General features: G+C 35.2%; 20 protein-coding genes and 2 pseudogenes. 13 read left to right on the forward strand and 9 right to left on the reverse strand.

What is annotated here, in order from left to right; genetic code table 11:
- Positions 1-27: 27 nt before the first annotated feature.
- Positions 28-870, reverse strand: coding sequence for an NmrA family NAD(P)-binding protein (locus DYE31_RS00260; RefSeq protein ID WP_015901663.1), 843 nt, complete (start codon positions 868-870; stop codon positions 28-30).
- A 243-nt stretch (positions 871-1,113) separates the two neighbouring features.
- Entirely contained in the window at positions 1,114-1,638 is a 525-nt protein-coding gene (locus DYE31_RS00265) for a VOC family protein (RefSeq protein WP_015901662.1), read from the reverse strand.
- 180 nt (positions 1,639-1,818) lie between these two features.
- On the opposite strand from DYE31_RS00265, the pseudogene rbsR reads away from it, so the two are divergent.
- The 4 genes and pseudogenes from rbsR (at position 1,819) to rbsK (ending at position 5,259) form a co-directional block, all read left to right on the forward strand.
- A pseudogene (gene rbsR, locus DYE31_RS00270) lies at positions 1,819-2,811 on the forward strand (ribose utilization transcriptional repressor RbsR).
- 203 nt (positions 2,812-3,014) lie between these two features.
- The gene (gene rbsU, locus DYE31_RS00275) at positions 3,015-3,896 is read left to right on the forward strand and encodes a ribose/proton symporter RbsU (RefSeq protein WP_015901659.1); all 882 of its coding nucleotides are present in this window, start codon (positions 3,015-3,017) and stop codon (positions 3,894-3,896) included.
- 25 nt (positions 3,897-3,921) lie between these two features.
- Complete coding sequence (gene rbsD, locus DYE31_RS00280) at positions 3,922-4,326, forward strand: D-ribose pyranase (protein ID WP_015901658.1); 405 nt, start codon at positions 3,922-3,924, stop codon at positions 4,324-4,326.
- A gap of 18 nt (positions 4,327-4,344) precedes the next feature.
- Positions 4,345-5,259, forward strand: coding sequence for a ribokinase (gene rbsK, locus DYE31_RS00285; protein ID WP_015901657.1), 915 nt, complete (start codon positions 4,345-4,347; stop codon positions 5,257-5,259).
- A 120-nt stretch (positions 5,260-5,379) separates the two neighbouring features.
- Here rbsK and DYE31_RS00290 read toward each other — a convergent pair whose 3' ends face one another.
- Entirely contained in the window at positions 5,380-6,153 is a 774-nt protein-coding gene (locus tag DYE31_RS00290) for a DeoR/GlpR family DNA-binding transcription regulator (RefSeq protein ID WP_235851275.1), read from the reverse strand.
- Between the two features lie 172 nt (positions 6,154-6,325).
- On the opposite strand from DYE31_RS00290, the gene DYE31_RS00295 reads away from it, so the two are divergent.
- From DYE31_RS00295 to glpX, 6 genes and pseudogenes are all read left to right on the forward strand, one after another.
- On the forward strand, positions 6,326-7,408 hold the full coding sequence (locus tag DYE31_RS00295) for an erythritol/L-threitol dehydrogenase (RefSeq protein ID WP_015901655.1): 1,083 nt from the start codon (positions 6,326-6,328) through the stop codon (positions 7,406-7,408).
- Positions 7,409-7,485: 77 nt separating this feature from the next.
- Positions 7,486-8,742: pseudogene (locus DYE31_RS00300) on the forward strand (MFS transporter).
- A 15-nt stretch (positions 8,743-8,757) separates the two neighbouring features.
- Positions 8,758-9,777 carry a dihydroxyacetone kinase subunit DhaK gene (locus DYE31_RS00305; RefSeq protein WP_015901653.1) on the forward strand — a complete coding sequence of 340 codons (1,020 nt, stop codon included), beginning with the start codon at positions 8,758-8,760 and terminating at the stop codon, positions 9,775-9,777.
- On the forward strand, positions 9,764-10,393 hold the full coding sequence (dhaL, locus tag DYE31_RS00310) for a dihydroxyacetone kinase subunit DhaL (protein WP_015901652.1): 630 nt from the start codon (positions 9,764-9,766) through the stop codon (positions 10,391-10,393). Before DYE31_RS00305 ends, dhaL begins: the two co-directional genes overlap by 14 nt.
- A 12-nt stretch (positions 10,394-10,405) precedes the next feature.
- A complete protein-coding gene (gene rpiB, locus DYE31_RS00315) occupies positions 10,406-10,849 on the forward strand; it encodes a ribose 5-phosphate isomerase B (RefSeq protein ID WP_015901651.1) in 444 nt (147 codons plus the stop codon).
- A 16-nt stretch (positions 10,850-10,865) separates the two neighbouring features.
- Positions 10,866-11,798: a class II fructose-bisphosphatase gene (gene glpX / locus DYE31_RS00320; RefSeq protein WP_046099813.1), complete on the forward strand. Its 933-nt coding sequence runs from the start codon at positions 10,866-10,868 to the stop codon at positions 11,796-11,798.
- Here glpX and DYE31_RS00325 read toward each other — a convergent pair.
- The 6 genes from DYE31_RS00325 to fadX all read right to left on the reverse strand — a co-directional run bounded on the left by DYE31_RS00325 (position 11,788) and on the right by fadX (position 20,368).
- Positions 11,788-12,327 carry a GNAT family N-acetyltransferase gene (locus tag DYE31_RS00325; RefSeq protein ID WP_015901649.1) on the reverse strand — a complete coding sequence of 180 codons (540 nt, stop codon included), beginning with the start codon at positions 12,325-12,327 and terminating at the stop codon, positions 11,788-11,790. The genes glpX and DYE31_RS00325 overlap by 11 nt on opposite strands.
- Positions 12,328-12,455: 128 nt before the next feature.
- Entirely contained in the window at positions 12,456-13,640 is a 1,185-nt protein-coding gene (locus tag DYE31_RS00330) for a thiolase family protein (RefSeq protein WP_015901648.1), read from the reverse strand.
- Positions 13,641-13,670: 30 nt separating this feature from the next.
- Entirely contained in the window at positions 13,671-15,932 is a 2,262-nt protein-coding gene (gene fadB / locus DYE31_RS00335; RefSeq protein WP_015901647.1) for a 3-hydroxyacyl-CoA dehydrogenase/crotonase FadB, read from the reverse strand.
- 44 nt (positions 15,933-15,976) lie between these two features.
- Positions 15,977-17,185 carry an acyl-CoA dehydrogenase FadE gene (fadE, locus tag DYE31_RS00340; protein ID WP_015901646.1) on the reverse strand — a complete coding sequence of 403 codons (1,209 nt, stop codon included), beginning with the start codon at positions 17,183-17,185 and terminating at the stop codon, positions 15,977-15,979.
- Between the two features lie 79 nt (positions 17,186-17,264).
- Positions 17,265-18,782 (reverse strand): long-chain-fatty-acid--CoA ligase FadD, encoded by a 1,518-nt coding sequence (gene fadD / locus DYE31_RS00345; RefSeq protein WP_015901645.1) that lies wholly within the window; start codon positions 18,780-18,782, stop codon positions 17,265-17,267.
- Positions 18,783-18,811: 29 nt separating this feature from the next.
- Positions 18,812-20,368 (reverse strand): fatty acid degradation protein FadX, encoded by a 1,557-nt coding sequence (gene fadX / locus DYE31_RS00350; protein ID WP_015901644.1) that lies wholly within the window; start codon positions 20,366-20,368, stop codon positions 18,812-18,814.
- A 368-nt stretch (positions 20,369-20,736) separates the two neighbouring features.
- Here fadX and DYE31_RS12640 point away from each other — a divergent pair, with 368 nt between their 5' ends.
- The 3 genes from DYE31_RS12640 to DYE31_RS00360 all read left to right on the forward strand — a co-directional run bounded on the left by DYE31_RS12640 (position 20,737) and on the right by DYE31_RS00360 (position 25,916).
- Positions 20,737-20,895, forward strand: coding sequence for a hypothetical protein (locus tag DYE31_RS12640; protein WP_156248373.1), 159 nt, complete (start codon positions 20,737-20,739; stop codon positions 20,893-20,895).
- Between the two features lie 16 nt (positions 20,896-20,911).
- The gene (locus DYE31_RS00355) at positions 20,912-23,467 is read left to right on the forward strand and encodes a CDP-glycerol glycerophosphotransferase family protein (protein WP_015901642.1); all 2,556 of its coding nucleotides are present in this window, start codon (positions 20,912-20,914) and stop codon (positions 23,465-23,467) included.
- Positions 23,468-23,600: 133 nt separating this feature from the next.
- Positions 23,601-25,916 (forward strand): CDP-glycerol glycerophosphotransferase family protein, encoded by a 2,316-nt coding sequence (locus DYE31_RS00360; RefSeq protein ID WP_015901641.1) that lies wholly within the window; start codon positions 23,601-23,603, stop codon positions 25,914-25,916.
- Positions 25,917-26,020: the final 104 nt, after the last annotated feature.

Below are 26,020 nucleotides of genomic sequence, written 5' to 3' on the forward strand. Positions count from 1 at the left end.
TTGTCAAAATAGCATGTATAAATAAAATTATCTTTGTTCTTCATTGATAACATCAATTAAAGTTTTTGGTTTTCTGCCGATTAATTCTTCTAATATATTATCAATTGTTGTAAATTCATCTTCACGGCTTGCGATAAATATACCAAGCAAGAACTTAGCGATATGCTCTGGAACATGATTTTTCGTTAAGATATCTACGAAGTCTTGATCTGAAATTTCTTGATAAGTTAAATCTTCAGCCTTATAATTTTTAGCTGCTTCTTCAAATGATACTAACTGCTGAGCAGTCAAGTTAGGGTATTTCTCAGTAAAGTTATCAGCAATAAGAATTTGTACCATACCTTCAGCTAAATCTTCATGTGTTGTCCAGTTAACGGGTCCATTAGCTGGAACATATAACGTACCATCATGGATACCATCAAAGAAAAATTCTGCACCTGATTCAGCGTAGAATCCGTTACGGATAGAAGTGAACGGAATACCGCTGTCTTCAAGTAATTTTTCAGTGGCATGATGTACTTCCATCGCGCTGAATTGAGATTTAGCCTTGCTGCCTGTGTGACTTGTATAATAAATATGCTTGATACCTGCATTTTTAGCTGCTTCAATAGCGTTTTGATGATGTTCTACTTCATGACCTACTGCATTACTTGAGATTAATAATAACTCAGTTGAATCTTTGAACCCTTTTGCGATACTTTCTTTATCTTCAAAATCAAACTCACGGACGTCAATACCCTGGTCAATATAGTCTTGTGCTTTCTCTTTAGAACGTGTCAAAGCGATGATTTCACTTGGTTTACGATATTTCACTAAATCTTTAATAACATCGCGGCCTAATTGACCTGTTGAACCTGTAATTACTAACATATACATACCTCCAAATTTTTTGGAAAAGAAAGTTTTGAAGAGTTGCTTCTACTTTGAGATTCCATTTGAGCTGTTGTTCTATTTTCCTTTTTTAAGTTAAAACATGCAATAAATACAACTTAATATTTCCATTAAATATCAAATAGTAAATGCAAAGTGCATGCAGAGAGTGAGAATAAGCATCATGATGAACTTTCCATTCGATTATATGTTCCAAAAGGGAAGACTGACTTCCTTCTAGTCTTAACGTTTTCTCGGTATAAAGACTTCTGCTTCACTGTCTTCAGGATAATAATAACCATTCGGCACTGTCTGTAATTCAATCAGACTGCCCCATGGTGCTTTAATATAAACTGTTTGGTTTCCTGATGTATCTTCATATCTTGTATTAAAATGAGGTTCTGAAATAGGTTCGCCTCCTGCTTCAATAACCTGTTCTAATGCACTTTCGAAATTATCTACATAAAAAGCGATATGTGTAAATCCGATATCTTGGAGTGATTCCGCAGAACGTTGCTGTGCATTTGCAAACTCAAACATTTCAATATTCGGTCCATTACCAAACACCAGCATACGTTTTTTAATGATTTTAGCGCCATCTTCCAACCCTAAATAACGTTCTACATCTTCACCGCCGCGGGGTGACTCCATCTCTGTCTGGCTGTCATAGGCAATTTTGCCGTTTAAGCCTTTTTTAAAGAATTCTGTCGCTGCTTCTATATCCGGAACAGTTAATCCAATATGATTGATACCTCTTGTTATGTCCATAGCACTTTCACTTCTTTCTTTAAATAGAACTTATATTCATTATATTAACCGCAACAACTGGATTTTATGCTTATTTAAAATTTAACAAGATAATCTGCTACAAATTATTTTGTTGCATGATATGATGTGAGTAAATCAATTCATATTTAAAGATGAAAAAGGCTGTAAGGGGATAGAGCAATGAAAAAAGTATCAATTAAAGATGTGGCGCGTGAAGCCGGCGTATCAGTCACAACAGTATCCCATATTTTAAATCATAATGAGAAACGCTTCTCTAAAGAAACCATTCATAAAGTAATGGATGCTAAAGAAAAGCTAGGTTATTTTCCGAATAAGAATGCACAACAACTAAGAGGCAGCAAAATTAAATTAATCGGTGTCTTACTTCCGAGTTTAACAAATCCATTTTTCTCAACAATTATGCAAAGTATGGATCAAAATAAACCAGAAGATGTTGATTTATTCTTTTTAACAACGACAGGAAAAGAATTGGAAAGTAATATCAAACATTTAGTGGAACGTGGCATGGACGGTTTAGTGATTGGCCGCTTAATCGAAAATCCAGAAGCGCTTGATACATATTTGAAGAAAAGAAATGTACCTTACGTTGTGTTAGATCAAAGTGAAGATCATGGTTTTACAGATATGATTCGAACAGATGAAAATGCAGGCGGGCAACTTGCGGCTGAACATTTGGCTGAATTAGGACACAGAAACATGGCAATTGTCCAACCTCATAAGATGATGGCTAATATGAAAGATAGAGTACGTGGCTTCATGACATATTGTTAAAAGCACGGTATTGCTAAGCCTGCTATATATGAAACAACCTTGTCTAAAGCAGGAGGGGCATCTATTGTGCCTTCGATTATAGAAAGCAAAGCGACAGCGGTTTTTGCGATTAATGATGAAATGGCTATCGGTATTATGAGAAGTATGGCTGACAGAGGAATGTCAGTACCGAATGATTTATCATTGGTAGGATATGATGATATTGATTTCGCAAGATATATGATTCCTTCACTTACTACAGTGGCACAACCAATGGAAGATATAGGAGCACTCGCATTGACGCTGATTATGAAAAAAATTCAAAATCAAGGTTCAGATACTGAAAAAATTGAATTGCCGAACAAGTTAGTAGTAAGAGAAACGACACGGCGTATAAACTGAATGTCTAATTTTAAAAGGTCTTAGAAGTGGAATAAACGCCATTTCTGGGACCTTTCGTTTTTTCATATCAAAATTTGAATATGGCAAAATTTTTACATCAATATGAAAGCGTATACATATTTAAAAGGAAGTGTTATAGTTTAGTAAAACGTTTTACTAAAGTGCTATTTACGAAATAAATATAAAAAATAGAGGTGTAAATTATGAATATGGTCGCATTATTGATCGGCTTAGGTCCATTGCTTGGGTGGGGGTTATTTCCAACTATTGCATCAAAATTCGGTGGTAAACCTGTTAACCAAATTATCGGGACTACAGTAGGAACATTAATTTTTGCAGGTGTCTTTTATGCATTTACAGCAAGAGAATTTCCAACAGGTATGAATCTATTCTTTGCGATTCTTTCAGGAGCAGGTTGGAGTTTTGGTCAAATTTTAACATTCAAAGCATTTGAATATATCGGTTCATCACGTGCGATGCCTGTAACAACAGCATTCCAATTATTAGGGGCATCACTTTGGGGTGTATTCGCACTCGGCAACTGGCCTGGTATAACAAATAAAATTATCGGCTTCATTGCTTTAGTTGTTATTTTAATCGGTGCACGTATGACAGTATGGAGTGAAAAATCTGAAGCAACAGACAGCGGCAATTTAAGAAAAGCAGTCATCATTTTGTTGATTGGTGAAATCGGTTATTGGTTATATTCAGCAGCACCGCAAGCAACAGATATTGGTGGCAAAAATGCATTCTTGCCTCAAGCTATCGGTATGTTGATTGTTGCTGTGATTTACGGTTTGATGAATATGAAAAAAGGCAATCCGTTTACTAATAAGATTACATGGTTGCAGATTATTTCAGGGTTCTTCTTTGCATTTGCAGCATTAACTTATTTGATTTCTGCACAGCCTGATATGAATGGTTTGGCAACTGGATTTATTCTTTCACAAACATCAGTAGTGCTCGCAACTTTAACAGGTATCTACTTCTTAAATCAGCGTAAAACTTCTAAAGAAATGGTCATTACTGTGATTGGTTTGGTGCTTATTTTAGCAGCCGCAACAGTAACAGTCTTTATTAAATAAGGAATAATTAAGGGAGAGAAAGAGAATGAAAAAAACACCTTTACTTAATAGTCAGGTTTCTCAAGCAGTAGCGACAATCGGACATTTTGATTTATTAACTATCAATGATGCGGGCATGCCGATTCCAAATGATGAACGTCGAATTGATTTAGCAGTGACTAAGGCATTACCGCGTTTTATTGATGTTTTAGAAACAGTGGTGACAGAAATGGAAATTCAAAAGATATATCTAGCAGAGGAAATTAAAATGCATAATCCAGACCAATTAAAAGCAATTAAAGGTTTGATTGCTGAAGATGTTGAAATTGAATTTATTCCACATTCACAAATGAAGGAATATTTGAGTCATCCTTTAAATAAAGGTAATGTACGTACAGGAGAGATTACACCATTTTCAAATATTATACTTGAGTCTAATGTGACATTTTAAAGGGAGGAGAGAGGCTTTATGACAAACAAAGTTGTAATTTTGGGGTCAACGAATGTTGATCAATTCTTAACAGTTGAACGTTATGCAAAACCTGGGGAAACGCTGCATGTTGAAAAAGGACAAAAATCATATGGCGGCGGTAAAGGTGCCAATCAAGCGATTGCGACAGCACGCATGGGTGCAGAAACAACGTTTATTTCTAAAGTCGGTAAAGATGGTTTAGCAGATTTTATGTTCGATGATTTTAAAGAAGCGGGCATGAATATTGATTATATTTTAGAATCTGAAACAGAAGATACAGGCCAAGCATTTATTACAGTTGATGCAGAAGGCAGTAATACGATTTATGTATATGGCGGTGCTAATATGGCGATTACGCCTGAAGATGTTGATAAAGCTGCTTCAAAAATTAAAGAGGCAGATTATATAGCAGCACAATTAGAAGTACCAGTACCTGCGATTATTCAAGCCTTTAAAATTGCGAGAGAAGCGGGTGTGACAACTGTTTTAAATCCTGCACCTGCTGAAAAGTTGCCTGAAGAATTGTTAAGTTTAATAGACGTCATTGTGCCGAATGAATTTGAAGCTGAAATATTATCTGGTATTCCAGTTACAGATGAAAAGTCTATGGCACAAAATGCGGATTATTTCTTAGATTTAGGAATTAAAGTCGTCGTGATTACCTTAGGAGAACAAGGCACGTACTATGCAGTAGAAGGTGATTCTGGTTTAGTTAAAGCTTATACGGTTCAAACTGTTGACACGACAGCTGCGGGTGATACTTTTATTGGTGCATTTGTCAGTGGTTTTGGCGTAAGTAAAATGAATTTAGTTGAAGCAATTGATTATGCGAATAAAGCAGCTTCATTAACTGTACAAAAGCCAGGTGCGCAAGCTTCTATTCCTTTAGCAAGTGAAGTAGATAACATATAAAAAGTTTTATTGTTGAAGCTGAGAGCTAATAGCAATTCTATGTTGTTGCTATTTGATACAAAAGCACATCCAGTGAATTTATTAATCAAACTCACTGGATGTGCTTTTATTTATATCTTTCTATTTAACTATCGTTACTTTTGTCGGGATTTGTTTGGATAACTCAGGTGTTATATTTTCATCAGTTATAATTTCGTCAATTTCGAATAAATTAGCAAATGATAATGACGATGATATATTAAATTTACTTTTATCGATTAAAGCAATGACTTCAGTGCTTTGCTTAATCATTTCTTTCTTCAACTCTACTTCGGTTAATGAAAAATCAGTCAGCCCATTTTGAAGTGTCACTCCGTTAGCAGAAACAAAAAAGTAATCAATATGATAAAGATTTAGTATTTGAGAATCCAACCGCCCTGTTAAAGCGTTCGAACCTTTTTGTGCGAAACCCCCGATAATTAACACAGTAAGATTTGTGTTTTCCTTTAACAAAATTGCATTCTCTAGCCCGTTTGTAATAATAGTCAAATTCATGTCAGTTTTAGCTAATAATTTTGCTAATTCATAAGTTGTAGAGCTTGCATCCATTAATATACATTGATGGTTGCTTATTTTTGCTAATGCTTTCATTCCAATTCGTTGCTTTGCAGTTTGATGTTTATTTAAACGATCCGAAAAGCTGTTGTCAGTATTAAGTGAATCGGCTCTTGGAAGTCTGACACCTCCATGTGTACGTTCTACTTTGTTTAAAGCTTGTAGTGCAGTTAAGTCTGAACGAATAGTTGCAGGAGTAACATTTGCATGTTCAGATAATTGATTTACCGTTGCTCGTTTATGTTTTGATAGGTAAGTCATTATAAGATCTCTACGTTCATCAGCGAAAATTTTCATCATTTCACATCCTCAAAAGTATTTTAGCCTATATTTCTATAACGAACAATCAAACAAAAAGATATGAACTAAAACGAAAGAAAAAGAAAATATATTTGCATAAAACGAAAACATGCTTTAATATAATGATAACAAATGAAAACGTTTTCGTCATAAAACTTTAGGAGTGATTAAAATGAGTAATAAAAATTATCCAGAAAAAATGAATGCAATTGTAGCATATGCACCAAAGGATTATAGATATGAAGAAGTAGACACACCGAAAATAGAAAACCCTGAAGAAATCATTGTGAAAGTGGAGGCTTGCGGTATTTGTGCGGGTGATATTAAAGCTTATGGTGGAGCTCCAAGTTTCTGGGGAGATGAGACTCAACCCGCTTATATCAAAGCACCTATGATTCCTGGACATGAGTTTATCGGTCGTGTGGTTGAAGTTGGAGACGAAGTTGAAGATTTTGAAGTCGGAGACCGTGTGATTTCTGAACAAATTGTACCGTGTTGGTATTGCCGCTTTTGTAACCGTGGACAATATTGGATGTGTGAAAAGCATGATTTATATGGATTCCAAAACAATGTAAACGGCGGTATGGCTGAATATATGAAATTTACAAAAGAAGCTATTAACTATAAAGTTCCAGAAAATTTACCGATTGAAGAAGCAATTCTTATTGAACCTTATGCTTGTAGTTTACATGCTGTACAACGTGCGAATATTCAATTAGGAGATTTTGTAGTTCTTTCAGGTGCTGGAACTTTGGGCTTAGGAATGGTTGGTGCGGCTAAAAAATCAGGTGCTGGTACACTTGTAGTACTTGATATGAAGGACGATCGACTTGAATTAGCAAAAGAATTCGGTGCTGATATTGTTTTAAATCCAAGTAAAGTAGACGTTGAAAAAGAAATAAAAGGCATGACAGAAGGTTACGGTTGTGACGTATATATCGAAGCAACTGGACACCCTAAATCAGTTGAACAAGGTTTAGCTATGATTCGTAAATTAGGTACATTTGTTGAATTTTCGGTTTTCGGTGATCCTGTTTCAGTAGACTGGAGTATTATTTCTGACCGTAAAGAATTAGATTTGCTTGGAAGTCACTTAGGACCATATTGTTATCCATTAGTAATAGATGGTATCCAAAATGGAGATTTTCCTACAAGAGGTGTTGTAACTCATAAATTATCTCTAAAAGACTTTAAAGAAGGTTTCGATCTTATGAAAAAAGGCGATAAATCATTAAAAATTATTTTGGAACCGTAATCGTATAGAGATGAACTAATCAAATTAAGTGATGGAAATCTATGTCAGATAGAAGTCACTAGTGAGAAGGTGTAAAAATGAATAATAGTCTACAGAGATTTGGTTTACCACCTTCTTTATTATGAGGATACTTAGGCGTATTAATCTTCATGATGGGGGACGGGTTAGAATTAGCTTGGATCAGTCCATACCTTGTTGAACAAGGTATGACTGTCAAACAGACGGCCATATTGACAACTTCATATGGTGTTACTATCGCTATTGGATCATGGCTTTCAGGAGTCTTAGTTGAAATATTTGGCCCTAGAAAAGTAATGTTGCTCGGCACTACAGTATATATTATTGGCCAACTTATTTTTGTAGGAGTTGCAATTCCGACATTTAATTACGAAATCATGATTCCTTCTTATGCAATCAGAGGATTCGGTTATCCATTATTTGCTTATTCGTTTCTAGTATGGGTTGCATATCGTTCGCCAAAGGAAAGACTAGGTGCTGCAGTAGGTTGGTTCTGGTTTGTATTTACTGGTGGATTGAGTGTGTTTGGTGCTTTTTATTCTGCATTTATGATAAAACTAATCGGTCATATTCCTACTTTATGGACTTCAATCTTTTGGGTATTGCTTGGAACATTTTTAGCAATTGTAGTTAATAAAGATGAATTTATTATTGAAAATAAAAAAGATAGTTTTAAAGAAAATTTGAAAGATATTAGTGATGGTATCACTATTTTAGGAAGAGAGCCTCGTGTAGCTGTTGCATGTATTGTGCGTATTATTAATCAATTAGCACAATATGCATTCCCGTTATTTTTGCCAATATATTTATCTTCAAAAGGAATTGCGACAACAACATGGTTGAACATCTGGGGAACTATTTTTATCGCTAATATTATATTCAATCTTATCTTTGGGGCGTTGAGCGATAAAATTGGTTGGAAAAATACGATTTCTTATATTGGAGGAATAGGTTGTGCAGTATTTACACTGGGACTTTATTTTGTACCAGAGTGGTTTACTGGCAATGTGTTTATTATTGGATTAGTAGGATTCTTATGGGGAATGTGTCTTGCTGGTTTTGTACCAATATCAGCTTTAGTACCTTCTCTTGTACCCGATGGAGAAAAGGGTCCTGCAATGGCTATCTTAAATTTAGGAGCTGGTTTATGCGTATTCGCAGGTCCTGGGTTAGTAGCATTATTTTATGATTCTGTAGGTGTGAAAGGAATGATTTATATTCTATTCGGATTGTATGTAGCTAGCGCAATCATGACTCGTTTCTTAAAAACACCTGAAGAACGTGCACAAAAAAAGTTGTTAAGTACTGAAAGATAAAGGAGTGCAATTGGAATGAAGAAGATGATTAATGATCCATATGCTGTTGTTGAAGAACTAATGGATGGCTATCTCAAAGCTTACCCGAAATACATTAGACAATCAGAAAAACACAGAAGAGCCTTGATAGGTAAAAAAAGACACCCCAATCGAAAAGTCAGTATTCTCATTGGTGGAGGCTCTGGACATGAGCCAGGATTTCTTGGATATGTTGGTAAAGGGATGGCTGATGGTGTAGCAGTTGGTAATATTTTTGCATCTCCTTCACCTATTCCAATTCAAGCAGTAACACAAGAAATTGACCGTGGCGAAGGTGTGCTTTACATTTACGGTAACTATGCTGGAGATTTAATGAATTTTGAAATGGCAGCAGAAATGACTGAAATTGAAGATGAGATTCCTACAAGAGCAGTAATTGGAAATGATGATTTAGCTTCTTCGAAAGATATTTCTGATCGCAGAGGTATTGCTGGAGAATTGTTAGTATATAAGGTTGCAGGTGCAGCAGCAGATTTTGGATATGATTTGGACAAAGTAACTGAGATTGCACAAAAAGCAAATGATCAAACCCGTTCAATGGGAATCGGTTTGAAACCATGTTACTTACCACAAACAGGAAAGCCAAGCTTTGATATTGAAGATAACGAAATGGAAATCGGTTTAGGACATCATGGTGAACCTGGAATTGAAAAAACAACAATTAGAAGTTCTGAAGAAACTGTAGATGTACTAATGAAAAATATTTTGAATGAAGGTTTATATGATGAAAATGATGAAGTAGTAGTGTTGATAAATGGGTTAGGAGCGACTTCACAAATGGAGCTTTATATCATCAATAATGATGTTCAAAACTTTTTAGAAAAACGTAACATCAAAACATATCGTAGTTATGTTGGTAACTTTATCACATCAATGGAAATGGCTGGATTTTCAATTACACTCATGAAATTAGATGAAGAATTGAAAAAATGCATTGACCATGAAGTAGATTGTCCTAATTTTGCACAAGTAGGTGAAGAAAATGCTAACGCATGAAGATTTTAAAAATTATATATTAGCTTTAGTCGAAATTTATGATGAACAAAAAGATGAGTTATCAGAATTAGATAGAAAACTTGGTGATGGTGATCATGGTGTAACAATGAATATCGGTTATCAAGCAGTAAAGCATACGATTCAAGACGAGCTTGAAACACAAGATGACATTGCCAAAATCAGCGTGGCAGTAGGTAAATCATTCTTAGATGCTGTAGGGTCTTCCGTTGGTCCATTATATGCTTCAGGATACTTAAAAGGCGCTTTGGTTACCAAAGGGTTAACGGAATTGTCTGATGATAACTTATATGATTACTGGATTAGTTTTAGTAGAGGTATTAAGAGCAGAGGTAAAGCTGAAATCGGCGATAAAACGATGATTGATACCTTAGAACCGTTTTTTATTAAATTAGAAGAAGAACGTGAATTAGGCACACCATTTAAAGATGGATATATTTTAGCTTTGAACGAAGCACGTAATGGCATGGAAAGTACAGAAGATATTATTTCTAATAAAGGACGTTCCAAACGGTTAGGACATCGTTCAAAAGGATTTAAAGATCCAGGAGCGGTATCTTCTTATCTTATGTTAGAAAAATTTCAAGAATTTATATAGGAGGTCATAGTTATGGAAATCGCAATTGGTGCAGATCACAATGGTTATGAATTAAAAGAAGAAATTAAATCGTATGTAGAAGAATTAGGACACACTGTGACAGATTATGGTTGTCATCAATGTGCTGAAACAGATTATCCTGATGTTGCGCAAGAAGTCGGTAAAAATATTCAAAAAGGCGAGCACGATCGTGGTATTTTAATTTGTGGAACAGGTATCGGAGTTGCTATCACAGCATGTAAATTAAAAGGAATCAGAGCTGCATTAGCACATGATGTTTATTCAGCTGAGCGTGCTCAACTTAGTAATAATGCACAAATTATGACAATGGGTGCTCAAATTATAGGAGTTGAAGCGGCTAAGAAAAATGTTAAAGCTTATTTAGACGCAGAATGGCAAGGAGGATCTCAACGTAAAGTAGACAAGATAGATCAAGTTGAAAAAGACGAGGAGTGATTAAATGAGTCATTCGATGTTAGATATAGTAGATATTACTGAAAAAGCAGCACTTGCTTCTTATTCACATGTTGGCATGATGGATAAAGAACTTATCGATGCGGCAGCTACTAATGTGATGAGAGAAGAATTGAATAAGTTGAATCATGGTTATCGTGTAGCCATTGGAGAAGGAGAGATGGATGAAGCGCCGATGTTGTATATTGGTGAGAAATTAGGTCAATCTTCAATTATTGAGTTTGATATTGCTGTTGATCCCATAGATGGTACGACTCCTGCCTCTAAAGGTCAAGACAATGCACTGTCTGTGATTGCTGTGACAGAAAAAGATGGGTTTTTGCATGCTCCGGATATGTATATGAAGAAAAGTGTGGTTTCTCCTAAATTCAGTGGTTTATTTAGCTTGAATGATGATTTTGATTCAATTTTAAGTAAGATAAGTGAAAGAAAAATAAAATTGAATGATACATCACCTTTGACTGTCGTTATCCAAGATAGGAAGCGTCATGAAGAATACATTGAAAATATTCAAAGAAGAGGTGGGAAAGTCATATTATTTAATGACGGTGACATATTAAATGGCTTAAAACCTTTGATTGAATCAGATGAAGTAGATTTATTCTTTAATATTGGCGGAGCACCGGAAGGGGTAGTTTTAGGTGCAGCTGTTAAATGTTTAGGTGGGGAGATGCAGGCTCAACTTTACCCTCAAAATGAAAGAGAAAGAAAAAGATGTTTGAATATGGGGATAGCTGATCTTAAAAAAATTTACTTTACAGAAGATCTTGTGAAATCTGAAAAAATAATTTTTGTAGGTACAGCAGTAACTAAAACGGAAATAATACAACAAATTAAAAAAGTAAGAAATAGATATGTGACACATTCAATCATTGTAGATAGTCAAAATAAGTCTTTTCGTTTGATTGAGAATTATCACGCTATAATATAACAATCATTAAAAAACTTCGCTGTTGTTTAGCGAAGTTTTTTAATGTGAATTGTTTAATCAAATTGAACCATTGAACACCACCATGTTCTGATGTAGAAATACCATCATTTGTATAACCGTGTTTTTCATAAAATGGAATGAAAGAAGCTTTGCATGTTAATGTAATGCCTTCACGTTGGTTATCTTTTGCTTTATTTTCAAGCTGTTGCAGTAATTTACCGGCAAGTCCTTGATTGCGATAATCTTTTGCGACTACTAGTCCTAATATTGCGATATAACCGCCTGCTGCTGGGTTAGGTTCAATCGTTTCAAATAAATCATCTGTAATATACATACTTTCAATAACAGGACCATTCACATATCCTGCAATTTCTCCGTTCGATTCTGCGATAATGAAGGTATCTTTAATATTTTGTATTCTGTCGATAAGTGCTTTTTCAGTTGCTGCTTCTTCCGGTGTAAATCCTTCACTCTCAATTTTTAGTATCTCTGGTAAATCCCTTTCGTTTACAGTTCTGAATTGGTACATTTGTAATCCTCTTTTCCACTTTCAAGTTTAAAATAGTGTAGACCCTAATTTTTGATTGGTCAATGATTTCTATATTAAGAAACGACTAAAAAAGCAGACCACATGAAGTGATCTGCATTCAAATCAATCTATCTCACATATTCAAAAATTCCTGCTGCACCCATACCAGCTCCGATACACATAGATACCATACCGTATTTTGTATCAGGGCGTTTCTTCATTTCAGATAATAAACGAGCAGTCAGTATTGCGCCTGTGGCACCTAATGGATGTCCTAAAGAAATTGCGCCGCCATTCACATTTGTAATATCTGTATTGAGTTTGACTTCTCTGATAGAAGCAACGGTTTGTGAGGCGAAGGCTTCATTCAATTCAATCAAATCCATATCATCAATAGATAAATTTGTGAGTGATAATACTTCTGGAATCGCATAAGCTGGTCCGATTCCCATCACTTTAGGATCAACACCGACAGCTTTATAACCTACAAAGCGTGCAATTGGTGTGACACCTAATTCTTTCACTTTTTCACCAGACATAAGTACCACAAAGCCTGTACCATCTGATAGTGGTGCAGATGTCCCAGCTGTGACAGTTCCATCTGCTTTAAATACAGTCGGCAGTGTTGCGAGTACTTCTTCATTTGTTTCTGGACGAATAAACTCATCTTTATCGAAAGTCTCATGACCGACTTGAGGACCTTTTGCAGTATAAGTGATTGTATTAACTTCAATCGGAATAATTTCATCATCAAATTTACCTTCTGATTGTGCTTTGGCAGCACGTTGGTGACTTTGTACAGCATATTGATCTTGGTCTTGTCGTGTAACTTTATATTGATCAGCGACATTTTCTGCTGTAAGTCCCATAGGGTAGGACACCCCGGCGTCTTCTTCTTGTAATGTCGGGTTATTGGTAGGTTCATTACCGCCCATCGGGACAGCGCCCATAAATTCAATACCGCCAGCGACTAAAACATCACCTTGTCCTGCCATAATTTCATTAGCAGCAGTCGCAATGGTTTGTAATCCTGAAGAACAGTAACGATTGACGGTTTGACCAGGTACAGTGTCAGGCAAGCCTGTACGTAATGCAATGGTACGTGCCGTGTTCATCCCTTGCAGTCCTTCTGGGAAAGCTGTGCCGACAATGACATCTTCAACCATTTCAGGCTTGAAATTGCCATCTACACGTTCTAATACACCTTTTAATACTTTTGCAGCAACATCATCAGGTCTTTCATGTAGAAATGCTCCATTTTTGGCTTTGGCTACTGCTGAACGTCCATAAGCTACAATATATACTTCTCGCATACTCATCATCCTCTCTTCATCTTTTCGCATTTAATTGCGTAACGGTTTGCCAGTTTCAAGCATGTGGCTGATACGTTCATACGTTTTTTTCGTTTTCAGCAATTCTATAAAGTTTTCTTTTTCTAAAGTCTGAATATAGCGCTGGTTGACGAAGGTATTGCGCGGTAGGTCTCCGCCTGCTAGGACTGTTGCGATACGCAATGCGATATTGTAATCATGTTCACTGATAAAGTGTCCTTTTACCTGTGCATCTAATTGACCTTCAGCATTCGCTCTGAAGTCTTCGCCTAATGCAATATATTGTTGTTTAGTTGCTGGAATGTAGTTAGTATCTGCTTCGAATTGTGCACGTTTCAGTGCGACCTCCACGCGTTTTTCTTTATTGAAAATAATTGTGTCAGTATCGCGTAAGTAGCCGTAACGCTGTGCTTCATAAGCATTTGTAGATACTTTCGCGAAACCGATATTCATTAATACTTTAGACATACTCGCTTGTTTATCATCTGCTTTGTGAGAAGTGCTTAGGATACGGTTTGCCATTTCAGCTAATCCGCCTCCGCTCGGCAATAATCCTACACCTGCTTCGACAAGTCCGATATATGTTTCGCTTGCTGCAACTACGAATGGAGAATAAAGTACTAGTTCGCACCCTCCGCCGAGTGCACGACCCTGCACAGCTGTAACGACAGGTTTTAAGCTGTATTTCAAACGGTTGAAACTATAATGCAATTTCTCAATAGCATTTCCAATTGCATCATCGACAACATTATCTTCATGTGCTTTTTTCATCTGGTACAAGTTGGCACCGACACTGAAGTTATTACCATCAGCATAAATGACCATGCTTGAGAAATCTTGATTTTCCAACATATCAATGGCTTCTACTAAGTCATCATTGAATTCATCTGTAATTACATTATTTTTACTTTGTAATTTCAGTAATAATTGATCGCCGTTTGCGATAGATAATTTAGAGTCTCGATTATCCCAAATTTCTTCATCGACAAAGTCAGAAACTGGTGTTACATTTTCAATACTTTCTCCAGCTTCATAGAAACTGCCGTCGATATCTTCTAACCATTCAGGTAAGTCTCCGAGTTCGTCTTCGATACGTGATTTGACGCGGTCAAAGCCCATTAAGTCCCAAAGTTGGAAAGGACCAAGTTTCCAGTTGAAGCCCCATACCATAGCGCGATCGATATCTCTGAAATCATCGGATGCTTTCGGTACATTTTTAGCTGAATAGTAGAAGTTGTTACGTAATGTTTCCCATAAGAACTTGCCAGCTTCATCATCTGCTTCAAAAATCACGTCTAAATTATGTTTTAAATCTTTATTGAATTTAGCCAGAATCGGCAATTTAGGTTGTTCAACTGGAAGATAATCTCCTGTTTCAGGGTCAAATACTAAACGTTGTTTCTTTTCTTTATCTTTTTTATAGAAACCTTGTTTTGTTTTACGACCTAATGCACCAGCTTCATATAATTTATTTGGTAATTCAGCATCTTTGAAGTAAGGCGCTTCATCTGGATCTTGTTGTAAACCTTTGATAACAGAAACAGCAATATCTAAACCAACTAAATCTGTTAATGCATAAGTTCCTGTTTTAGGACGTCCAATTGCTTTGCCTGTCAGTGCATCGACTTCAGGAATTGAAAAACCGTCTTGTTCAGCGCGATGCATGACATCATTCATGGAATGTGTACCAATACGGTTTGCTACGAAACCTTGTACATCATGAGCAATCACGACACCTTTACCTAATACATTTGTTGCGAAATCGCTGATTTCTTCGATAACACTTGGATCTGTCTCCTCTGTTGGTATGACTTCAACTAATTTCATGATACGTGGCGGATTAAAGAAATGAAGTCCGAAGAATCGTGATTTATCTGCTGAATCAAATGACTTTGCGATGGCATTGATAGGAATACCTGAAGTATTTGTCGCGAAAAGTGCATTTGATTTGGCATGTTTTGTAACTGCTTGCCATACTTGGTGTTTAATATCTAAGTCTTCTTTGACTGCTTCAATATATAAATCAGCATCATCATTTTCTAAATCCTCGTTGAAGTTACCATATGTTAAGTGATCCGCTAAACTTAAATCAAAGAGTAGGGGACGTTTCTTATCAGTAATTGTTTCATAAGCTTTTTTAGAAATTTTATTAGGGTCATTTTCATCTATCACAATATCTAATAGTTTAACTTTTAAGCCTGCATTGACTAACATTGCCGCCAATTGAGCGCCCATTGTTCCGGCACCTAAGACGGTTACTTTTCTGATTGTCATAATCATTCCTCCTGTTTCATGAGTATACTTTTGTGTTCAGAGAGTTAAACAAAAGCTGAATCTCCAGTAAGGGCACGTCCGATAACGAGTGCATTGATTTCGTGTGTTCCTTCATACGTATAAACAGCTTCTGCATCTGAGAAGAAACGTGCAATATCGTATTCACCAGCTAAGATACCGTTACCGCCAGTAATACCGCGGCCCATGGCAGCTGATTCTCGGAATCTCAATGCATTCATCATTTTAGCCGCAGATGTTGCGACTTCATCATATTCACCGTGTTCTTGCATACGTGCTAATGCTGCACATGTTGACATTGCTTGTGCTAAGTTGCCTTGAATCATTGCTAATTTTTCTTGTACTAATTGATAATTACTGAGTGGTTTGCCGAATTGTTTACGTTGTTTCACATAGTCTAATGTGGCACGTAATGTTCCAGCCATACCGCCTGTTGCCATATAGGCTACGCCAGCACGTGTTGAGTATAGAATTTTCGCAATGTCTTTAAAGCTATTGATGTTTTGTAGACGGTCTTCTTCGCTGACCTCTACATCTTTTAAAGTGATGAGGGCGTTCGGCACGATACGTAAAGCAATTTTATCTTGTAGTACGTCAATGTCTACGCCATCTTGTTCAGGTCTGACCACGAAGCAGACAGGTTTGCCAGTTTCTTTATTTACCGCGAATACAGGAATGACATCAGCCACATTTGCACCGCCGATCCATTTCTTAGATCCGTTGATTACCCATTTATCGCCTTTCTTTTCTGCGATAGTTTCTAAACCGCCGGCTACATCTGAACCATGATCTGGTTCTGTCAGTGCGAAGCATGTGCGTAATTCATGTGATTGCAGTTTTGGAACATATTTCGCAACTTGTTCTTTGCTTCCTCCGAATAAAAAGGTATTATGACCTAAGCCTTGATGGACACCTAATAAAGTAATCAGTGACACATCAAAACGTCCGATTGTATATGACATAAAGAATTGGAAAAGTTGACTTGGTGTTTTAGCACCTTCACGACCTTCATAAAGCAGCGGGTTAGTGAAGTATTGTAATTTACCCATTTCTTCAAAGAAACCTTCAGGGATAGTAGCATCTGCCCAATGTCTGTTGATATCTTTGCGGAATTTACTTTCTAAAACATCATCCAATTGCTTAAGCAACTTCACTTCGCCATCTGTTAACCCTTTTGAAATATTCATAATATCTTCTGGGTAGAGTTCTTTTAACACTTCTTCTTTATTGCTCATAGTAAAATCCCCCTTGTTTGAAGGTAAGTAAGCGATACAGATTTTAATTGTAAACGCTTACATAACCCTTTAAAAATTTTTACTGATTTGCTTCCAAGTGATTTTTAGCTTGTTCGTTCATAATTTCAGTGATTCTTAATTTATCCGGTTTTTGAGTTGTATTTAAAGGCATTGTTTCAACTGCTTTATACATCTTCGGCACTTTATAACCTGCTACATATTCGCGCATGTGTGCATCTAATTTTTCTTCGAAGTCTGGATCATCTTCTCGCAAGATAACTGCAGCTCCGATAGATTCTCCAAATTTCGGGTCATTGTACCCGACGACAACACAGCGGTCAACGAGCGGATGTTTGGCTAAAGCTGTTTCAACTTCGGAAGGGATAACATTTTCTCCGCCTGTAATAATCATTTCTTTTTTGCGGTCGATGATATAAAGGTCGCCATCTTCATCTTTTTTAGCTAAATCGCCAGTTAACAGATAGCCATCTTGTAAAATTTCAGCTGTTTCATCTGAGCGATTCCAATAACCTGGTGTAACATTACGCGCTTTTATCGATAATTCACCGATTTCGCCTGTTTCCACTTCATTGTGATCATCGTCTAATATAAGAGCATCAACAAACATGACCGCTTTTCCGATACTCATTGGTTTAGCTTGTGCGTTATCTGGTGTGTTAACGACAACCATAGGCGCTTCTGTTAAACCGTAACCGTTGATAATATTAATGCCGTATTTTTTAAAGGCTTCTTGAATACTTGGTAGTGGGTGAGAACCGCCTTGAATGACAAATTTGATATCCCTGAAATCTTGAGGATTAAAGTTATCTTGGCGAATCGTGCTGTAATACATAGTAGGTATCATGATGAGGAAGTCTGGTTTGTATTTGGCAATCAATTGGTTCATTGCTTCACCTTCGAAGTAACGTTGTAAAATCAATGTCGCACCTGCCATCATAGATGGTAGGACAGTGTCATTTAAGCCAAGTACGTGAAACATCGGAGTGCCTATAATGGTAGTGAAATCTGAGTTGAGTCGATATGTGAGTTGGATGTTAGCACCATTATTCATAAAGGACTCATATGAGAACATGACACCTTTTGGAGTACCTGTTGTACCGCTTGTATAAATCAATGCGGCAATATCAGTAGGCTCAACCGATAATGATTTAAATGGACGGTGTTGTTTCGGATTTGTAATTTCATCATATTCTTTCGAATCGATATCCATATGCAATAATTCTTGGTCCACAATTGCGAGTGAACTTAAATGTTTCTCTGCATAGAAAAGAAGTTTTAATCCTGAATCTTCTACGATGCCTGCGATTTCTTTCGGATTGAGTCGCCAGTTTATTGGCAAGAATATAATACCTGTTTTAAATGCAGCTGCCATTAAATCAATAACGGCTACATCGTTTGGTGCAAAAATACCAACTACATCTCCACGTTTGAGACCTTGCTCTGTAAGATGGTTAGCTAAATTTTCAGCACGAACATTCAAGTCTTGATATGTCCATTCTGTTTTTTTAAACGGGTCAATCACTGCGGGTTTCTTTTCGTCAAAATCTGATCTTGTTTTAATCCAATCGAAATTCATAAGTATACCCCCTTATCTTTTTACATACTTCAATGAATTGATTGTGCTAATAATCCCCATTGTTCTTGATAAATCGTGTGGTCAATTGTTTTCAAATCCTTTGCGATTAAAGGTTTGAACCCCATTTGTTGAATAACATCTTTTTCTAAATTAAGACCTGGTGCTATTTCAATCAAAGTAAGCCCCTCATTTCGCAATTCGAAAACAGCACGGTCAGTTACAATGTAGACTTCTTGATTCAAAGTCTTAGCATACGAAGCATTGAAATCGATATTGCTGACTTCAGGTATGAATTTTTGAGTTGTGCCTTCTTCAATGACTTCTAATTGCTCATCTTTGATTGTTAGTTGACTTCTAGCAACTAAACTTCCAGAAAAAATAATACGCTGAACAGATTGACTGATGTCTATAAATCCTCCGCAACCATTCATTCGATTGCCGAAATAAGAAACATTCACATTACCATACTGGTCAATTTCCGCAAAACTGAGATAAGCGACTGAAATACCACCGTTGTAAATAAAATCCCAAGTTTGATCATGTCGTAAACGAAAGTCAAAGTTGGCATTCATTCCGAAATGTTTGCCGCTGCCGATAAATCCACCAAAAATTCCTATATCTTGAACAGGCTGTACTTGATGTTCAACGTTTTCTTCATACAACAAATTAGATAATTCATTATTGATACCAAAACCAATACTAATTGTGTCTCCTTCATTTAAAAATTGTGCTGCCCGGCGCAAGATAGTTTTACGTGTGTTAAATGGGAGAGGTGGGTCGATACGTTCGTTTGTTGTTGCTTCTCCCGAAAATACAGGGTCATAGTGAGTTTGAATGAGTTGTCTATGATGTTTAGAATCACCAGCAACATATATATAATCAACAAGTGATCCAGGTATAAAGACATCATCAGGGTTTAAGTCGGGTGTATCGATAATTTCTTTAACCTGTACAACAACAGTACCATGGGTGGACTTTGCGTTAAGCGCAATGCTGTAGCCCTCCGATAAATAAGCCTCTTGAGATACATAAATATTACCTTGTGCATCTGCATAAGTACCTCTTAATAAAGCAACATCGACAGGTGGCAACTGATAGTGCAAGTAGTCTTCACTTTCAATATTTAAAAATGTGACAAGTTGCTCAGTCGTCTTGTCATTTGTGCGTCCACCTTTATAACGTGGATCAATCGTGGTGTTTAATCCAATCTTGGTAATAACCCCAGGTAAGATTGAATTCGTTTGTCGATAGTGTGTCGCGATAACTCCCTGTGGTAAAAAGTATGCTTCTATCTCATTGTTTTTGATAGCATCTGCAGTTTTTGGAGAAGCCGTCATAATACTCATGATAATCCGTGAAATCATTCCCCGTTCCACAAAATCATCAAGTTCTGGCTCTATTCCCATGCTGCTGATATCATTGGCATTAATAAAAGTCAGTCCTTTAGGAGAACCGGTTTTATCATATGCCTCTAATACATTTCTTAGTAGTTCAGCTGGCAAATTAGAGACTGTTAAAGCAGCAACCCCAATAACATCGCCATCTTTCACAATGTGCTGTAAATCTTGCCGTTCTATTTGTTCCATAAAAAGACCCCTTTGCTTTTTATTTTAGAACCCCCTTTATTGAATATGTAAACCCTTACAAAAAATATAACATATGAACAAAAAATGTAAAAATAAAAAGACATTCAATTCAGAAAATTGTTTTAATTTGTAGATGAAAACCTTGATAATATAATCATTTAGAAAAATGTAAGCAATCAAACTAATAAATGATTTTATGCACGATAGACTAACAGTTACCAATTAATTGTATATCAGAAATGATAATATACATTATTAATGCTTTTTTACTATTTTCTTTTTTTACAAACTTTACAATAAATTTAAATAGCGTTAAATTTTGTAAGTCCTTATGTTATACTTTGGGCAAAATGGGTGAGGTGTTGAACGTGAGAAAGGCGATTATGGCGCTTTTACCGCTATTTATTTTATATAAAATCAGAGGTTATTTTTTGAAGCAAGAAAATCGTAAGTTTGATGAAATTGATATCGAATCAGATGAAGATAGATACCAAGATGAAGAAGAACAAGCAAATTCTGTCATTTAGTTGAAGGGAGTCATCTATGATTTTAGAAGAAATTAAAAACAAACTAACAAGAAAATTTGAAGTAGATCATATCTATGTGGGCGAAGAATCAATTATTTTAACTTGTCGCTTAGAAAACTTTATTAACTTTAATACAAAAAAATTCGAAGTTTCTGTGAATGGTAAAAAAGTTCCATTTAAAATTACTTCTCAACATCAACACGAATTGGTAGTGATGTTGAAAACTGATGAAGTCATCAACCAAAGAGATACTCAAAATATTGCTTTTTCGTTAAATGGAAAACAATTATGGCTTACTGCTGCTAAAAAATTGAAACACATTTATCAAGTTGAAAATGCTCTGTATCAAGTTAATATAGCCAAAGCAATTTCAATCAAACCCTATAATACAGGGCATACTGTCATCAATGAGCCAGTAAAACTATCATTAACGCCGAAAAAAGATGAGAAATTAGCGGTAAAAAGTGATAAAACGATTGAGGGACTATTACTGATTAACCAAAATCGTATGAAAACATTAGATATTCGTAATGGGGAACTTGATTATGCCTATATCCAAGACAAGATTAAAAAAGAATCTTTCTTAATTTATGCGGTAGAAGACACGAACATCTATCCCGTGCAGATTAATGAAGCTGTAGATGTTCCTTATTACTTTATGGCATATAGTTGGTGGGGCAATATATTAAATATCACAAGAGACTATTATAAGGTTGGAAAAATTGATATTAGCCAATTAATCGATGACGATGTGATTAACCTTTCATTTCAATCTTTTGATGCTACAGGAAAAGACGATCAAATCGAAGTAGGTGTCGTCAATTTTGACTATACAGATGTCATTCCATTACCGACATTTACTTCTTTACGCAAGGTTTCAGTTAAGATTCCTATTTCATTATTAACTACTCCTAAACGTAAGAAACTATTTATACGTATAGATGGTGAAACATATTTACTAAGAGGTAATATGAAGCCTTATTCAGGTTATCGACAAATTGATTCAGAGTTGTATAAATTAACAGTTTCAGAACATTATGGTATAACAATTGCGCACAAAAAACCGAAAATTAAAGCCGGCGTTAATACTATAGAGGAAGATGCATTGAACATTTATTTCCAACCTCATGAAGTTTATCGCCATTGCGATTATTATGTAACATTTGAAGAAAGAGAATCGACAAATCAATATCAGATTCCGATTCGCAAAGGCGAACAGGATATTCCTATTGATTATGCAGCGTTAAATCAATTACTCACTAAAAAGAAATCAATTATTGATGTGTTTATAACAATTTATGATGGCGACGAGTTAGTGAGAAAAGACAAAATTAAATTCAAAGAAGGTATTTATAAAAAAGACAGCGTGTATACGTTGAAAAAACATAAAGAAGGGGCGAATACTACATTCTTTATGTTGACGTTGACACCATTTAAAAACATTAAATTTGAGACGTTTGCATTAAGTGATACACAAATCAAGATATTGAATGAAAACAATGTTAAAAATGATAATATTTGGATGATCGGTGAACGTACGGATACCGCACAAGAAAGCGGCATTCAATTCTTTGAATGGCTGCAGCAACATACTAATGCAGATGTTTATTATGTAATAGATGGTGATTCTGAAGATTATCAAGATATCAAACATATGAAAAATATATTGAGATTCGGTTCAGATGAGCACTTGAAAATCGCAGCACAAGCGAAAGTGGTTATGAGTACGCATGATATTGAAAACATTATGCCTTATAAAGCAGCACCTGAATTCTGGGGTTATGAAGATACAATCAAAATTTTCTTGCAACATGGTGTGTTAGGAAGAAAAAATGTTGAATATCATAAGAAATATTATGATGATCCATTTGATTTATTTAACGTTTCAAGTAAATATGAAAAATACGATATTGTTGTTGATGAAATGGGTTATAAACCTGAAGAAATCGCTGTAACAGGGTTGGCTAGATTTGACCGCTTACCGCTTAAGCCAAAAAAACAATTGAAAAAAGTTTTAATTATGCCGACATGGCGTGATTGGTTGAATAGCAATGAAGCATTTGAAAAGAGTGAATATTTATCACGCTATCTCAGCTTGGTTAATAGTGAAAAATTAAAAGCACTAAGTGAAAAGTATGATTTAGAAATCAACTTCTATCCGCACTATCGAGCTCAGCAGTTCTTCCAAGAGTACTTGGCAGATGCTGAATTATCACATGTAAACTTTATTGAACTTGGCAAAAAATCTGTACAAGATTTATTAATTGAACATGACTTATTAATTACAGACTACAGTACTGTAAGTACAGACTTCAATTATATGGATAAACCAGTTATCTTCTATCATTTTGATGTCGATCAGTTTTTCCGAAAAGGTATTTTAAGACCGATAGACGAAACATTTATTGGTGACATTGTGTATTCTGAAAATGAACTGGTTTCTAAAATCTCAGATAAAATTAACAGTCGAAAACCTGCACATTACGATAGAAGTTTGATATTTGATCATATTGATCATCAAAACAGTCAACGCATTTATGATGAAATATGCGCTAAGTTAGAAAAAGAATAAAAGTAAATCGTGAAAACAAATAAAAAAGCAGTAGTTTATAAGCTATATGGGAGCGAAAATTTGGAAGCTATAACCAATTCTTTATCGCTCCCGCTTTAAATCTTGAGCCAAAGAAAGATGGAGTGGAGTAAGTATGTTGAAATTAAATCAAATGAACGTGAACTTCGGTTCAATTCAAACGAATTTACCTGCTCAAATTCGTTTGAAAATCAGAAATGAGCAGATTATCAATATTGAAGCAGCACAGTTAAAAAAAGAAGATGTTTATCTAGGAAAAACTAAAGCCGAAGATGGATTGGTCGCTATTATTGAAAACGATGATTTCCCATATTATGTGCATATTAAAAAGAATAAGATTTACTGTACACCTTATTTAAATGATAAGACAGAAGGGAGTCTTAATATACAAATAAAGGTTTATCATAATCGCTTCAAAGTAGAGCCGACACAGTACAGCTATCAGGTGATAGATACTTATAGTGGTGAAACGATTGAACTTGATCAATCTTTATTCAAAAAAGGGAGAAAACCTTTTATTGAAGATGAAGCCAACCGTGTTGGCGATCCTGCTATTTTCATTAAGTTTAAATATACTGATTTTACAACATTTTTAGAGTATACAAATTCTAAAAAAGACTTCGCATTTAAGACAAATATTCTAGAAGTCCTTACTAATGAACAACTAAGATTTGATTTTAAGAGTGCGAATGAATTAGTTGTTTCTAAAGGAAAGCATAGACAAATCATTAGACTTAATGATTTGAAAAAGATGAAAGATATTAAATTAAACAATTATTTCTTGAAGTATGCTCAGAAGCCTATTTACCTGAAATTAAATAATAAGTTCTATATTATTAGCTATCACAACCAAAAACTCAGCATTAAAACTGATAAAGAAAAAGACCTGCTTTATAAGCACAGTAATGTAGAATTTAAAAAATCTGGACGTCATATCATCCTTTCAGGTCAAATTGATTATAATGCACCCGTCCAACCTGATTATTTAATGACAAAAACGGGTGAAGTTTTAGCAAAAATGAAATGGAGTCATCAAAATCATTTTACTGCTAAAGTAAAAATTAAAGATTTACGTCAATTAAAAGAAATCCATAATACAATCTTTACTGCGATTAATGGTAAAAGATTCCACCCGTTATATCAAAGTGAGAAAGCCAATGATCAACGTAAAGTATTGCTAACATTCAATACTAAAGGACATGCGATTGTGTTAAGACGTAATGCAGCAAACAATTTAACCTTTGGTAATTTACCGAAACTTAAAATCTATAATCCATGGCATAAATTCAAAATAGAACTAGCTTATAAAATAGCATCTATTTATAAAATGATGAGTCGTGGACGTAATGTAAATGTATATTTTGAAAAAGAAGCTTCTAAAGCAGTAGAATCAGGCAAATGTGTCTTTGAAGCTGCTGCGGGCAATAAAAAGTTCAAATCTAAAAATGTATTTATCTTAGATAAATCTTCTCCTCAATATAAAGATATGAAGAAAAAATGGGGAGAAAAGGTGGTAGAACGTTTCAGTTTCCGTAACTACTTATATGTTTTTGTTTCAAATTATTTTGTTGCGAGTGAATTAAGTAACCATATCATCAATACAAGATTATTTAATGATAAATTGAACAAGAAAATTAAAGCAACACCGCTTTACTTCTTGCAACACGGCATTGTGTTTTTAAAACCTAGAGATAATTCGAATAATGTTGGATTTCATAAACAGAATATGACGAATAATATTGTGAAGTCCGTAGTAAGCTCTGAACTTGAAGCGAGATTGTTCAATGAAATGGACTATAATGATTTCGAATTGATGATTACTGGTTTGCCGAAATTTGATAATGAACACTTAATTGAAGGTGCAGATAAAATTACTTACATGCCGACATGGCGACCTTGGGAAGAAGCGGAAGTATTCAATGGTCATATAGAAGAGACTACTTATTATCAATCTATTATGGAAGTAATTGAAGCATTTGAAAAAGCAGGCTTATTAAGCCGTTTACAAATAGCAGCTCATAATAAATTCTCTCAATATGCTAAAAATCACTTTAATAAATATAATGATATTTTCGTAGAAGATCCTACAGATACTTTGAAAAACTCTGTTATCTATATCACAGATATTTCTTCCATTATCTTTGATGCGATTAATCACGGTGCTTTCCCGATTTTTTATTGGAAAGAATTTGAAGATATTATTGCTAAACATGGAGGTACAACACCAGCAAACCGTGAAAACATACCAGGTGTTGTCGCAGATGATGAAAATGAATTAGTAGAAGCAGTAAAATCAGCAATCAACAATGACTTTAAACTGCCGCCGAAAGTATTAGAAAATTATCGTCGAATTAATGAATTCCATGATAACCAAAACACACAACGTGTGATTGATGAATTGGTAAATGACGGTGTACTCCAAAGAAAATAGAAACAAAAAAATGACTGGAATGCTTTAATAATAAGGCATCCAGTCATTTTATTTGTTGAACAGGGTAAATAAATTTAACATTAAATTAAATAGAGACTAATGGA

Origin of the sequence: Staphylococcus carnosus (assembly GCF_900458435.1) — a bacterium.
GTDB lineage: Bacteria > Bacillota > Bacilli > Staphylococcales > Staphylococcaceae > Staphylococcus > Staphylococcus carnosus.